The sequence below is a fragment of the Mesorhizobium sp. M0292 genome (genome assembly GCF_040321695.1).
GTDB lineage: Bacteria > Pseudomonadota > Alphaproteobacteria > Rhizobiales > Rhizobiaceae > Mesorhizobium.
In genome coordinates this window covers 151,344-163,980 of record NZ_JAMYSB010000002.1, presented here as the reverse complement: position 1 = coordinate 163,980, position 12,637 = coordinate 151,344, and the positions used below count along the sequence as shown (strand labels likewise).

General features: G+C 62.3%; 10 protein-coding genes. 2 read left to right on the top strand and 8 right to left on the bottom strand.

Annotated elements, in window-relative coordinates; genetic code table 11:
• Window positions 1-85 precede the first annotated feature (85 nt).
• Window positions 86-1,309, bottom strand: coding sequence for a lytic murein transglycosylase (locus tag NKI96_RS03620; protein WP_023695707.1), 1,224 nt, complete (start codon window positions 1,307-1,309; stop codon window positions 86-88).
• A 207-nt stretch (window positions 1,310-1,516) separates the two neighbouring features.
• Between NKI96_RS03620 and galU the strand changes: the two genes are divergently transcribed.
• On the top strand, window positions 1,517-2,422 hold the full coding sequence (gene galU / locus NKI96_RS03615) for a UTP--glucose-1-phosphate uridylyltransferase GalU (RefSeq protein WP_023828227.1): 906 nt from the start codon (window positions 1,517-1,519) through the stop codon (window positions 2,420-2,422).
• Here the strand turns inward: galU and NKI96_RS03610 are convergent, their stop codons facing one another.
• The gene (locus NKI96_RS03610) at window positions 2,423-4,207 is read right to left on the bottom strand and encodes an outer membrane beta-barrel protein (RefSeq protein WP_031201344.1); all 1,785 of its coding nucleotides are present in this window, start codon (window positions 4,205-4,207) and stop codon (window positions 2,423-2,425) included.
• 150 nt (window positions 4,208-4,357) lie between these two features.
• On the opposite strand from NKI96_RS03610, the gene NKI96_RS03605 reads away from it, so the two are divergent.
• The gene (locus NKI96_RS03605; RefSeq protein WP_023671954.1) at window positions 4,358-5,353 is read left to right on the top strand and encodes a KpsF/GutQ family sugar-phosphate isomerase; all 996 of its coding nucleotides are present in this window, start codon (window positions 4,358-4,360) and stop codon (window positions 5,351-5,353) included.
• Window positions 5,354-5,440: 87 nt separating this feature from the next.
• Here NKI96_RS03605 and NKI96_RS03600 read toward each other — a convergent pair whose 3' ends face one another.
• From NKI96_RS03600 to NKI96_RS03575, 6 genes are all read right to left on the bottom strand, one after another.
• Window positions 5,441-5,905, bottom strand: a complete 465-nt coding sequence (locus NKI96_RS03600) for an NfeD family protein (protein ID WP_023701036.1) — start codon at window positions 5,903-5,905, stop codon at window positions 5,441-5,443.
• A gap of 96 nt (window positions 5,906-6,001) precedes the next feature.
• Window positions 6,002-6,952, bottom strand: coding sequence for an SPFH domain-containing protein (locus NKI96_RS03595; RefSeq protein ID WP_023701037.1), 951 nt, complete (start codon window positions 6,950-6,952; stop codon window positions 6,002-6,004).
• 158 nt (window positions 6,953-7,110) lie between these two features.
• A complete protein-coding gene (gene hemH / locus NKI96_RS03590) occupies window positions 7,111-8,175 on the bottom strand; it encodes a ferrochelatase (RefSeq protein ID WP_352802963.1) in 1,065 nt (354 codons plus the stop codon).
• 155 nt (window positions 8,176-8,330) lie between these two features.
• Window positions 8,331-10,358, bottom strand: coding sequence for a 5'-nucleotidase C-terminal domain-containing protein (locus NKI96_RS03585; protein WP_352802960.1), 2,028 nt, complete (start codon window positions 10,356-10,358; stop codon window positions 8,331-8,333).
• A 197-nt stretch (window positions 10,359-10,555) separates the two neighbouring features.
• The gene (locus tag NKI96_RS03580; RefSeq protein WP_023671949.1) at window positions 10,556-10,933 is read right to left on the bottom strand and encodes an Omp10 family outer membrane lipoprotein; all 378 of its coding nucleotides are present in this window, start codon (window positions 10,931-10,933) and stop codon (window positions 10,556-10,558) included.
• Between the two features lie 188 nt (window positions 10,934-11,121).
• Window positions 11,122-12,567 (bottom strand): homospermidine synthase, encoded by a 1,446-nt coding sequence (locus tag NKI96_RS03575; protein ID WP_352802957.1) that lies wholly within the window; start codon window positions 12,565-12,567, stop codon window positions 11,122-11,124.
• Window positions 12,568-12,637 lie beyond the last annotated feature (70 nt).

Here is a 12,637-nt window from a genome sequence, read left to right as displayed (position 1 = left end):
GTGCATGGCCCTCGCAGGGGATCATGCACAGACCGATGCTACGGCATCCCTTGCGCGTCGCAGATGCGCGCTGCCGTCGCCGGCTCTATTTCTTTCTGAGCCATTTGAGCACTTCCATGCTCGGATACCCGTCTTGGGTCAAGCCGACCGTTGCCTGATAGGTCATGATGGCGGTTTTCGTACCGTCACCGATCTTGCCGTCGAACTTGCCGTCGTAAAGTCCGTGCTGCGAAAGCCGCTTCTGCAACTCCTGCCTTTCCTCGAAGGACAGTTTGGTGAAAGGCCGCTTCCAGTCCTGCACCAGACCATTAGAGCCGGCGATTTCGTCGGCAAGAAGGCCGACGGCCAGGGCATATTTGTCGGCGTTGTTGTAGGCCTTGATGACGGAGAAGTTCTTGATCATCAGGAATGCCGGTCCGCCGCGGCCGTCCGGCACTTTCAGCGTCGCCTTGTCGGTTGCGTTCTTGAACGGCTTGCCATTGGCCCTGGCGACGCCGAGCGCCTGCCACTGCGCCAATGTCTTCGAGCCGGCAGGCAGTTTGCCGGCCGGAATGGTGACCTCGTAGCCCCAGGTCTTGCCGCCCTGCCAGCCATTCTTCTTCAGCAGATTGGCTGATGTCGCCAACGCATCGGGGATCGAATTCCAGATGTCGCGCTTGCCGTTGCCGTCCATGTCGACGGCATAATGCTGGTAGCTGGTCGGGATGAACTGGGTCTGGCCCATGGCGCCGGCCCAGGAGCCCATCAGGTGGCTTTCGTCGATGTCGCCGGTCTGCAGGATTTTCAGCGCCGCGACCAATTGGGTGCGGGCGAATTTCGAACGCTTCGGGTCGCCATAGGCGAGGGTTGCCAGCGAGCGGATGACATTGCGCATGATGTCGTCGCGCTTGAGGATCTCGCCGTAATTCGATTCCATCGACCAGATGGCGAGCAGGATGTAGCGGTCGACGCCGAACCTCGCCTCGATCCGTTCCAGCCACGGCTTCCATTTTTTGGCCATCTGCTGGCCGACGGCAACGGACTGGTCGTGGACGCGGTTGTCGAAATAGTCCCAGGCAGGTGCGGTGAATTCGGGCTGGGTGCGTGCCTTTTCCAGCACCACCGGGTCGGGTTCATTGATGCCCCGGAACGCCCGGTCGTAGACCGCGCCGGAAACGCCGCCCGCCACGGCGGTGGCGCGGAAGCCGACGACCCATTGCCGAAACCCGGCATCGGCGAAGGCCGGTCCGGCCGGCATCAGCAAGGCGAGCGAGAGGCTGGCCGCCGTCAGCACGCTGGTAAAGAGTTTTGCGGCACTGCGAACGGACATATTTTCCCCTTTCTCTATCTCAGGAAAGACCATTCATCGCCGAACCGGGTTAGCAATTGGTTTACCATAGGCGGCGCCTGGAACGAAAAGACACCTGGATGCTTTACCGGTTGATGTTTCCCTCAATGGCCCGATAATCCCCAATTCCGGCGCGAAAATGTCGCGAGGCGGGATTGCCGGGCACGCCCTCAAACGGATAATTGACGCATGAAACGAGTTCGCAAGGCAGTTTTCCCAGTCGCCGGTCTCGGCACACGGTTTCTCCCGGCCACCAAGGCCATTCCCAAGGAGATGTTGACCGTCGTCGACCGGCCGGTCATCCAGTATGTCGTCGATGAGGCGCGCGAGGCCGGCATCGAACATTTCATCTTCGTCACCGGCCGCAACAAGGCGGTCATAGAAGACCATTTCGATATCCAGTTCGAGCTCTATGATACGCTGGCACAGCGCGGCAAGGACGATCAGCTGGCCCGCTTGCAGCGGCTGCAGCCGGGCCCGGGGCAGACCTCGTTCACCCGCCAGCAGGTGCCGATGGGTCTCGGCCACGCCGTCTGGTGCGCCCGGGAACTGGTCGGCGACGAACCCTTCGCGCTGTTGCTGCCCGACATGATCATGCAGTCCGAAAAGAGCTGCATGAAGGCCATGGTCGAGCTCTACGAGGAGACCGGCAACAACATCATCGCGGTGCAGGAATGCGATCCGGCCGAAACCCACAAATATGGCATTGTCGGCCGCGGCGAGGACACGCATCACGGCTTCCGCATCACCGAGATGGTCGAAAAGCCGAAGACCGGCACCGCGCCGTCCAATCTCTACATCAACGGCCGCTACATCCTGCAGCCCGAGATTTTCAAGATCCTCGAAAGCCAGGAAAAGGGCGCCGGCAACGAGATCCAGCTCACCGACGCGATGCTGAAGCTGGAAAAGCAGCAGCCCTTCTTTGGCTACCACTTTCAGGGCCGCACCTTCGATTGCGGCTCGCCGGAAGGCTTCGTCGAGGCCAATGTCGCCTTCGCGCTGTGGCGCAGCGACATGAACGAGAACATGGCCGGCGTCATCCGCACGCTGCTCGATGAGATGAAGCCGTCCGAGCGTCGCGGCGCTGCTTTTTAGCTACCGCTGCAGCTTCAGCCCCAAATAGATGCTGTTGGCGGTGTAGTTGCGCCCGGGCAGATTGCTGGTCAGCTTTTCGGTGCGGGCGCGGCTGGTGAGGCCGACATAGCGGTTCAGCCACCAGGTCAGCCCGGCCTCTGCACTCAGCGTCATGTCATGGCCGTCGGAGCCGGTGTAATTGCGCCAGTCGAGCCCAAGGGCTGCGTTGCCGGTCAGGTCGGCGCGGATCTGCCGCTCGCCGGTGAGGCGGCCGGAATAGAGGATGTCGCCGCTCTTACCGGCATTCGTCGTGCCTTCGACCGTGGTTCGCCCGGTGAGGCCGATGATGGTACCGCGCTCGGGCGACCATTTGAGGTCGGCATTGATGGTGGCTCCCGAAATCGCCTCCAGGTTCTTGTCGTCGATCGCCTCCCTCAGCCAGCCGGCCGAGAACTCACCCTTGAGCTTCTCGCCCATGTCGACTTCGATACCGGCGCGCGCGCCAAGCCGGGTCGAAGAGCGCTCGAAGCCCTTGTTGTCGATCCGTTGGTCATATACCCGGCGGCCGAGCTCAATCTCAGCAAAGGGCGTCAGAGCCGGGGAAATTTCATAGCCGGTCCGCAACGTTGCGGTGTAGAGCGTGTTGTCCTGGTCCTTCTGCGACAGCGAGGTGCCATCGGTAAGTTCGGCATCGCCATAGATGTCGTGGGAGACGGCGCCGGTCAGCGCAAAGCGCATCTTGCCGACGTCCTTCTCGACGCCGAGGCTGCCGTCGACCGTCTGGCGGATCGGCTGCGATTTGACGCCGGCAATGGCGTCGGGCGCGGAGGCCGATTCCGGTGCAATCTCGTAGCCGAGCTTGGCGATGGCGCGCAGTTCATTGTCGAGGTCGACATTGTACGTGCCTTGGATACGGCCGCGTGCCTCATTGATCTTCTGGCCCGAAATGGTGTTGCGGAAATTACCGTAGCCGTCGATGACCGCCGAATTCTCGCGCCAATCGGAGGCGGCGGAGAAACGCAGCGCCGTTTCGGACAGCACCGCCGACTTGCCGCCAGCGCTGGAATCGGCGTTCGACGTGACGGCAACGCCCTGCTCGAGCGCCGGCCGCAGCAGGAACGAGCCGACCTTGATGCCGGTTGCCGCGTACGGGTCGTCCTCGAGCTTCTTCTTCAGGCCCTCGATGGCGTCGGTGCGCTCGGCGCCGGGGTCGAGCTTTCGTCGGTCGACGCCGTCGACGGTGAGGACACGGCGGTTGGCTATGTCCTGATCGGCGTCGCCTGCCGCAGTGCCGTCCGGAGTCGTTCCGGTGGTGGTCTGGTCCGTGGCTTTGCCAGGCTTCTTCTTGTCGGCAGCCTTGGTTTTGTCCTTGGCCTTGTCTGCATCCGCGTCGGCGCGTTGCTTTGCCGTCGACGGGCGGCGTGGCAGGACGGTTGGCGGCTTGTCGGCGAACGAATCGTCGATGGTCGCCGGCGGGTCGAAAATGCTGTTTGCGCCGGCCTGTGACGGGTCGGTGTCATCAGGCAAGGCGCCATCGCTGGCCGGCACATAAGCGGTTGGCGTGTTTCCCGTGGGGGCGGTGTCGGCAGGGGCGGGCTTGACCTGCGTGTTGGCCTTGCTCAATTGCCTGGCCCGGCGCTGCTGGTCGGACAGGATCGCCGATTCCGAAACTTCGCCGCGCAGCTCGGTCTCCTGGGCATGAAGCGCAGTTGGCCGCAGCAAAGCGAGCACGCTCGTCGCCAGAAGCAGAGCGCAAAACGCTCTGCCCGTTCGACCTTTTTTCTCTTGAGGTTGGGCCCGCGACATCGTCACCACTGCTTGCGCGGCGCAAGCGCGCCATACTTACCGAACCGTAAACGGGGATGGTTAACGGAGGGTTGAAGGGGTGCCTGTCGGACATGGCTGGACGGCAATTCTGTTGGACAGGCGAACGGCAAAGCGCTAATCGCATCAGCCATGCATGCGGGATCCCAAGAAAAGAAGCCTTTGGAGGCTTCGATCGCCTCGGCGCTGAGAACGGTAGCCACGGAACAGGCCGGCGTGGCGGCATTGGCCGCCGCGCTGGAGAACGAACTGGCCGAACCTTTCGCCCGCGCCGTCGACATGGTGTCGCGCATCAATGGCCGCGTCATAGTCACCGGCGTCGGCAAAAGCGGCCATATCGGCACTAAGATCGCGGCCAGTCTGGCTTCGACCGGCACGCCTGCCTTCTTCGTCCATCCGGCGGAGGCCAATCATGGCGACCTTGGCATGATCGCCAGAGACGATGCCATCATCGCCATGTCATGGTCCGGCGAGAGCAGAGAATTGATGGGCATCGTCGCCTATTCCAGGCGCTTCTCGATCCCGCTGATTGCGATTACCGCGGGCGCGGCCTCGGCGCTGGCGCGCGCGGCCGACGTGGTGCTGCTCCTGCCGTCCGTGCCGGAAGCCTGCCCGCACGGCCTGGCGCCGACGACATCGACCCTGCTGCAACTGGTGGTCGGCGATGCGCTGGCTATAGCGCTGCTCGAAGCGCGCGGCTTCACGCCCGACCATTTCCGCACATTCCACCCCGGCGGCCAGCTCGGCGCCAATCTCACGCAGATCCACGAGATCATGCATGTCGGCGAAAGGCTGCCGCTGGTGGCTTCCGGCACGGGCATGCGCGAGGCGATCCTCGAATTGTCGAACAAGGGCTTCGGCTGCGTGGCGATCGCGACGGCGGATGGCGCGTTGGTGGGCATCATCACCGATGGCGACATCAGGCGTCACATCGGCAGCAATCTCATGGAAATGAGCGTCGATCAGGTGATGACGAAAAAGCCGAAGACGGCCACACCGGACACGCTGGTGGCGACGGCGCTGCAGATTATCAACAATTCGGCCATTACGAGCCTGATGGTGGTCGAAGGCAGGCGGCTCGTGGGACTGGTTCATCTGCACGACCTGCTGCGCATCGGCGCCGCCTGAAAAAATCAAAGGACGCGTCGCGTTCGGGAAGCCCTACGCGACGCGCCCTGATTTTCCGGATCGAAAGCGCCATGCGCTTTCGAAATGTCAAACAGCCTCGACGGTCAGTTCCAGATCGGTGTCGGCCGAACTGACGACGCGCACCTGCGTGCCGGCCGGCAGGTCGGGACCGGAGACGCGCCACAGCGTGTCGCCGAGCTTGATGCGGCCGCGACCGTCCTTGATCGGCTCGGCCAGCGTTGCCATCCTGCCGACCAACTGCGCGCCGCGCCGGTTGAGCAGCGGCTGATCACTCGGGACATTACGCCCGCCGACTAGTTTCTTGCCGACGAAGGCCGAGACCAGCGACAGCGCCAAGAAGGCGAGGACCTGGACTTCCCAGGCCCAGAAGCTTGCGTCCCAGATGAGCAGGGAAATCACACCGATTACCAATGCGGCGATGCCGATCCACAGCATGAATATTCCTGGCGCGATGACCTCCATCACCAGGAGGACGAAGCCCAGAACCATCCAGTTCCACGGACCAAGTTCGGAAATGATGCGGTCAAACATGGGCGTGCGCTCCTACTTCCTGTGGAGCATGATCTTTTCCGAAAACCGGTTCCCACTTTTCGGGATCATGCTCGCGACCTCAGTTCTCGTCAGGTCTCAGTTCTCATTCGGGCGAACCACCGGAGGGCGGCCTGCCTGCCTGGCGGCGCCGGCGGTGCCTTCGCTGCGGAACACCTCCCTGGCGATCTCGCTTATGCCGCCGAGCGTGCCGATCAGCGCCGAGGCTTCCATCGGCATCAGCACGACCTTGCTGTTGTTGGCGGTACCGATCTTGCCCATCGCTTCGGTGTATTTGAGCGCCACGAAGTAGTTGAGTGCCTGCACGTCGCCCTTGGAGATGGCTTCCGATACAACCTGGGTGGCTCGCGCTTCGGCCTCGGCCGAGCGTTCGCGTGCCTCGGCGTCGCGGAAGGCGGCTTCCTTGCGGCCTTCGGCCTCGAGGATCTGCGACTGCTTGAGGCCTTCGGCGGCGAGGATCTGCGCACGCTTGTTACGTTCGGCCGTCATCTGACGACCCATCGATTCGATGAGGTTGGCCGGCGGATTGATATCCTTGATCTCGACGCGGGTGATCTTGATGCCCCACGGATGCGCCGCTTCGTCGACGACGCGCAGCAGGCGCTCGTTGATGGCGTCGCGGTTCGACAGCAATTCGTCGAGGTCCATCGAGCCCATGACGGTACGGATGTTGGTCATCGTCAAATTGAGAATGGCGTTCTCCAGGCCGGCGACCTGGTAGGCGGCCTGCGCCGCATTGAGGATCTGGTAGAAGGCGATGCCGTCGACGCCGACAATGGCGTTGTCGCGCGTGATGATTTCCTGGCTCGGAACGTCGAGCACCTGCTCCATCATGTTCATCTTGGCGCCGATGCGGTCGACGAACGGCACGATGAGGTTGAGGCCGGGGCTTAGTGTTTTGGTGTAACGGCCAAAGCGCTCCACCGTATAATTATAGCCTTGCGGGATTGTCCGGATGCCTTTGATAAGAAGCACCAATACCAGAAAGGCAAGCGCACCAATCGCAATACCGAAACCACTGAAGTCCATTTGAATCTCCCTCAGATGCCGGCCATGGCGTTGATTCCATGCAACCGACTTCACCAAACACTTAGGTGTGTTTCAATAATGTTACAATCAGGTGATCGCTGATTATTAGTGCATGGAATAGCGCAACTGCGGCGATCGATCGCCGCAACGTGGCGGCCTCAGACCCAGCCCGACAGCTCGCGCCGCACCATCGCCTCGATCACCGCCATGCCCTCGGTGCTGTCGTTCAGGCAAGGGATATGGGCGAATTGCTCGCCGCCCGCATGATGGAAGGTCTCCGCCACTTCGCGGCCGATCTCGTCCAGCGTCTCGATACAGTCGACGGAAAAGCCGGGATTGACGATGGCGATCGATTTCACGCCGTCCTTCGCCAGTTTCTCGACCGTCTTGTCGGTGTAGGGCTGCAGCCATTCCTGGGCGCCGAAACGCGACTGGAAGGTGATGATCAGCTTCTTTTCATTCCACCCCAGTCGTTCACGCAACAGCCGTGTCGTCTTCTGGCAGTGGCAGTGGTAGGGGTCGCCCTTCTCGAAATAGGGCTTCGGGATACCGTGATAGGAGGTGATGACCACCTCGGGCTCGAAGTCTAGCGTTGCCAGATGCCGTTCGATCGAATGGGCGAGCGCCTCGATGTAGACCGGCTCGTCATAGTAGGGCGGAACACTGCGCACGGCAGGCGCGCGGCGCATCTTCATCAAGGCGCGAAACAGCTGGTCGTTGGCGGTCGCGGTGGTGGTCGCGGAGTATTGCGGGTAGAGTGGGAACGACAGGATGCGGTCGCAGCCTTGTTCGACCAGCCTTTGAGCGACGCTCGCGGTCGAGGGGTTGCCGTAGCGCATCGCCCAGTCGACCACGACATCGGGTAGGTCGATGAGCGCTGCGGCCAGCTTTTCGCTCTGCGCGCGGGTGTAGGTGCGCAGCGGCGACTCGTTCCTCTCGCGGTTCCATATCCTGGCGTAATTGGCGCCGGACTTGTTCGGTCTCGTGGTCAGCACCAAGCCGTAGAGGATCGGATACCAGATCGCCTTGTTGAGCTCGATAACGCGCGGATCGGACAGGAATTCGCGGAGATAGCGCCACATCGGCTTGAAATCAGTACCGTCCGGCGTGCCGAGATTGACCAACATGACGCCGATCTTGCCTGCCTTTACCGGCGGATGTCCGGCCGGCAGCGGGTCGAGCGCTTTCGCGGCTTTGGGGTCGACAGGCGTGGAAAGCGTCATGAAGGTCTCCCGACACCGCGAAACCGACGATGTCGGGCGAACCTAGCAATGTGGCGCGAGTTTTCAATGCCGCGTCTGGCCGCACCTTACCCTGAAAGCCAAAAACCCGCCCGTTTTGCCGGACGGATTTTGTTGGTCGCAAGCGCGAAGCGAGGTTACTTCGCCGGAATGGTCAGGGTCGCGCCGACCGGAAGCCGGCGTGGCTCGTAGCCTTTGTTGGCCTCGGAGATCACCTTCCACTTGGCGCCGTCGCCATAGGCCTTCTTGGCGAGATCCCAAAAGGTATCGCCGGCGACGATGACATGGCTGGCTTCGGCCGGGGCGGCGTCAGCCGGCTTTGCCGGAGCAGGTGCGGCTTCAGCCGGTTTTGCCGGTTCGGCCGGATTCGGCGTTGCCGGGGCGGTTTCCGCCGGGACAGTCGGCGGCGTGGTGGTGATGTCGCCGGAGCCTGCCGGCAATGCGGGCATCGCCGGCTCCGCCGGTGCAGCCTCGGCCGGTTTTGCCGGTTCCGCTGGAGCAGGTGCCGGTTCGGCTGGTTTTGCCGGCTCGGCGGCCGGGGCAGCCGCTACGGTTGCGGCAACCTCGGTGATGCGGCCGTCGAGCTTGGGCGTGTAGGGCCGGTGCGCGGCGAGATAGTCGGCAACCACCTGTTCGAGGCCGGGGCCGTAATCATAGGCGTTCTTGGCCTTCTCGGCGAAGACCTTGTAGCCGTCGCCGCCCTGGCGGACATAGTTGTTGGTGGCGACCAGATAGTCCTTGTCCGGGTTGATCGGCGCCCAGGCGCCGCCTTCCATCACCTCGACCGACTTGACGCGGCCGGCATTGGGCGCGACCGACTTGTCGAATGAGTATTTCAGACCTGCCACTTGCGGGAAGCGGCCGCCGCCGTCCTCGACCTGGCTGACGCCGTTTTCCAGCCCGGCAACCAGATCCTTGCCGGAAATCTGGAAGGTCGCCAGCGTGTTCTGGAACGGCAGCACGGTCAGCACCTCGCCCATGGTGACGGTGCCTTTATCGATGGAAGCACGCAAGCCGCCGCCATTGGAGACGACGATCTCGACGCCCTGTCCCTTGACACGGTCGAGGATGGCGTCGGAGACGAGGTTGCCCATCGCGCATTCCTTGGTGCGGCAGCTTTCGCGGCTGCCGTCGATGGCCTCGGTGGTCTCGGCCACTTCCTTGTTCTTCAGCGCCTCGATCGGCGCACCGAGTTCCTTGATGCGGGCAAGAACGGCCGGATCGGGAATGATCGACTTGTCGAGGAAGATCGGGTCGCCGCTGGCTTCCTTGACGTTGCCATTGTCGTCGAACACGACCTTGAATTCGCCGAGATATTTCGAATAGGACGCGGCCTGCACGACAGGCACCCTGGAGCCGTCGGGGTTGTCGACCATCGTCGGATAGGGGCCTTCCGCCTTCGGGTCGGTGTTGGACAGAAGCGAATGGCTGTGGCCGCCGACCACCACATCGATGCCCGGGATCTTGGCGATGACATCGCGCTCGCGCCTGTAGCCGATATGGGTGACGGCAATGATCTTGTTGACGCCTTGCGCCTTCAGCTTCTCGACCTCGGCGGTGATCGACTTGACGTCGTCCTCGATGGTAATGTTGGGGCCGGGAGAGGCGAGTTCCGGCGTGTCGTTGGTCACGGCGCCGACAATGCCGATCTTCTGGCCGCCGATCTCAAGCACAATCGACGGCTTGATCTTGCCTGCGGCGCCGGACTTGTCGTTGGGCACGACATTGGCGCTGACGATCGGGAACTTCGCCTTGTCGAGATAAGGCACCAGCGCGCTCTCGCCATCGTCGAATTCGTGGTTGCCGAGCGTCACCGCGTCGGGCTTGATCTGATTGAGGAATTCCTCCTCCGCCGTGCCCTTGTAGGTGATGTAGAACAGCGATCCCTGAAAGCTGTCGCCGGCATTGAGCAGCAGCACGTTCTGGCCTTCGAGCTTCTTGCGCTCCTGTGCGATCGCGGTGACCAGCCGGCCGGCGCCGCCGATGCACTCACCCTTGGTCTCTTCCTCGGCCGAGCAGGTCGACTCGTATTTGTTGTTGCCTTCGATGCGGCTGTGCCAATCGTTGAAATGCAGGATGTTCAACGTATAGTCGGCAAAGGATGGTGCGGCCGACAGGCCGAGTGTCGAGGCAGAGAGGGCGGCAATGGCGGCGAGCTTCTTCATCTTCGTCTCCCGGATATGATCAAAGGCGTTTAACGCTCTTGCCCGACTGCAGGATAACAGCCAGCATTTCGGGTATGTTCACATCGCGGTTGTGGCGATGCAAGAAGAATCAGGGCGGATAACCGGCATCGGTTTGCCGGCATAAAAAAGGCGGCGGCATCGCGCCGCCGCCATCCGCAAAGCCGCATGGGAAAGGTTCAGCCGCGCCTGGTCAGCACGAAGTTCTGCCCGGCGGAGCTGGTGCAATTCAGCTGGTTTATGGACACCAGCAGGCAGTTGAAAGCGATTGGCTGCTGCCGGATCAGCGAGGTTCCGTTGATCTCGACCGAGGTGGCGCCGGTCTTGGTGTAGCTGCCGTCAGCGAATTTCTCACCGGTCTCCGCCGAAACGGTGGTGAAGACGCCGCCGTTCAATGTCGAGACCGCCTTGCCTTCTGCGTTCAGCCATGAGCCTTCGACGCCTCGCGCCTGCGATGAGATCGGTGGCCCGTCGGAGCCGCCGGTGGTGCAGGCGGCAAGCATCGTCGCAAGAACGCCCGCCGCGCCCGCAGAAAGAATTTTGCGCGCAATCGTCATATCAAATCCTCTCCTGACGCATCGGCCCAATCGTCAAACGACGTTTTGGAGAACACGATGTGCGTGGCCTCAAGTTTCCAGAGCCGTCCCTCGTGCGTCCAAATGGATGCACACTGCTCTCGTCCGCATCCCTTCAATCGCCCGATTTCCGGGCGATTGCAAGGCAGTGAGGCAGGGGTATGGAACCGCTATCGAACGAGGATGTTGCGGAATTGCCACGGGTCGCTTTTGTCGAGGTCCTCGGGAAACAGGCCCGGACGGTTATCGAGCGGCGTCCAGTCGGTGTAGTAGCCCTTGACCGGTCCGAGATACTGGGACTGCACTTCCAGGCAGCGCTTGTAGTCCATCTCGTCGGCCTCGACGATGCCGGCTTCCGGGTTTTCCAGCGCCCAGACCATGCCGGCGAGCACGGCCGAGGTGACCTGCATGCCGGTAGCGTTCTGGTAGGGCGCCAGCTTGCGGGCTTCGGCCAGCGACAGCTGCGAACCGTACCAGTAGGCGTTCTTGGCATGGCCGTAGAGCAGCACGCCAAGCTCGTCGACGCCGTCGACCAGTTCGTTTTCGTCAAGCACATGGTGGACCGGCTGCGGCTTGCCGGCAGCGCCGAACATTTCGTGCAGCGACAGCACGGCGTCGTTGCAGGGGTGATAGGCATAGTGGCAGGTCGGGCGGAATTGCACCTTGCCCTTCTTACCGCGCACGGTGAAGAAGTCGGCGATCGAGATCGCCTCATTGTGCGTCACCAGGAAACCGTATTGCGCGCCCGGCGTCGGGCACCAGGAGCGCACGCGGGTGTTGGCGCCGGGCTGTTCGAGATAGATCGCAGCCTTGGAGCCATGCTTGTGCTCCTTGCCGTTCTTCGGCATCCATCTCTCATGCGTGCCCCAGCCGAGCTCGGCCGGCTGCAGCCCTTCCGAGATGAAACCCTCGACCGACCAGGTGTTCCAGAACACGTTCATCGGCTTCGGCTTCTTGGTGCGCTGGGTGTCGCGCTCGGCGATGTGGATGCCCTTGACGCCGGCCTTCTTCATCAGCTTCGCCCAGCCGTCACGGTCGTCCTGCGCGGGTTCGGAAAACTCGAGGCCGAGGTCGCCGGCAAGGTTCAGCAGCGCCTGCTTGACGAACCACGAGACCATGCCCGGATTGGCGCCACAGGTCGAAACCGCGGTAGCGCCGCCGGGCTTGTCGTGCTTCTCCTTGATCAAGGCTTCGCGCAGCGCGTAGTTGGTGCGGCTGGCATTGTCGGCCTTGGCGTCGAAATAGAAGCCGAGCCACGGCTCGACGACGGTGTCGATGTAGAGCACGCCGAGCTTGCGGCAGAGCCGCATCAGGTCGACCGAGCCGGTATCGACCGACAGATTGATGCAAAAGCCCTGGCCGCCACCATTGGTCAAAAGCGGCGTCAGCAGCTTCTTGTAGTTCTTCTCGGTCACGTGCTCCTGGACGAAGGCGATGCCGCGCTCGTCGAGCAGCTTGCGGTCGGTGTCGAGCGGGTCGATGACCGTCATGCGCGACTTGTCGAATTTGAAATGGCGCTCGATCAGAGGCAGCGTTCCCCGTCCGATCGAACCAAAGCCGATCATCACGACAGGGCCGGTGATTTCACCGTAAACGGGCCAGTTTTCATTCGCCATTTTATCGAGCACTCCTTCAAGCAACGCGCCAAAACGGCCGTTCGACCGCCGCGCGACAAACCATAGATCA

What these genes read in the sequence shown, in the direction of transcription:
- galU (WP_023828227.1), top strand. Translation starts at nt 1,517, where the DNA reads ATGAAACGAGTTCGCAAGGCAGTTTTCCCAGTCGCCGGTCTCGGCACA.
- hemH (WP_352802963.1), bottom strand. Translation starts at nt 8,175, where the DNA reads ATGACGCTTTCCACGCCTGTCGACCCCAAAGCCGCGAAAGCGCTCGAC.
- NKI96_RS03575 (WP_352802957.1), bottom strand. Translation starts at nt 12,567, where the DNA reads ATGGCGAATGAAAACTGGCCCGTTTACGGTGAAATCACCGGCCCTGTC.
- NKI96_RS03585 (WP_352802960.1), bottom strand. Translation starts at nt 10,358, where the DNA reads ATGAAGAAGCTCGCCGCCATTGCCGCCCTCTCTGCCTCGACACTCGGC.
- NKI96_RS03620 (WP_023695707.1), bottom strand. Translation starts at nt 1,309, where the DNA reads ATGTCCGTTCGCAGTGCCGCAAAACTCTTTACCAGCGTGCTGACGGCG.
- NKI96_RS03610 (WP_031201344.1), bottom strand. Translation starts at nt 4,207, where the DNA reads ATGTCGCGGGCCCAACCTCAAGAGAAAAAAGGTCGAACGGGCAGAGCG.
- NKI96_RS03595 (WP_023701037.1), bottom strand. Translation starts at nt 6,952, where the DNA reads ATGGACTTCAGTGGTTTCGGTATTGCGATTGGTGCGCTTGCCTTTCTG.
- NKI96_RS03580 (WP_023671949.1), bottom strand. Translation starts at nt 10,933, where the DNA reads ATGACGATTGCGCGCAAAATTCTTTCTGCGGGCGCGGCGGGCGTTCTT.
- NKI96_RS03605 (WP_023671954.1), top strand. Translation starts at nt 4,358, where the DNA reads ATGCATGCGGGATCCCAAGAAAAGAAGCCTTTGGAGGCTTCGATCGCC.
- NKI96_RS03600 (WP_023701036.1), bottom strand. Translation starts at nt 5,905, where the DNA reads ATGTTTGACCGCATCATTTCCGAACTTGGTCCGTGGAACTGGATGGTT.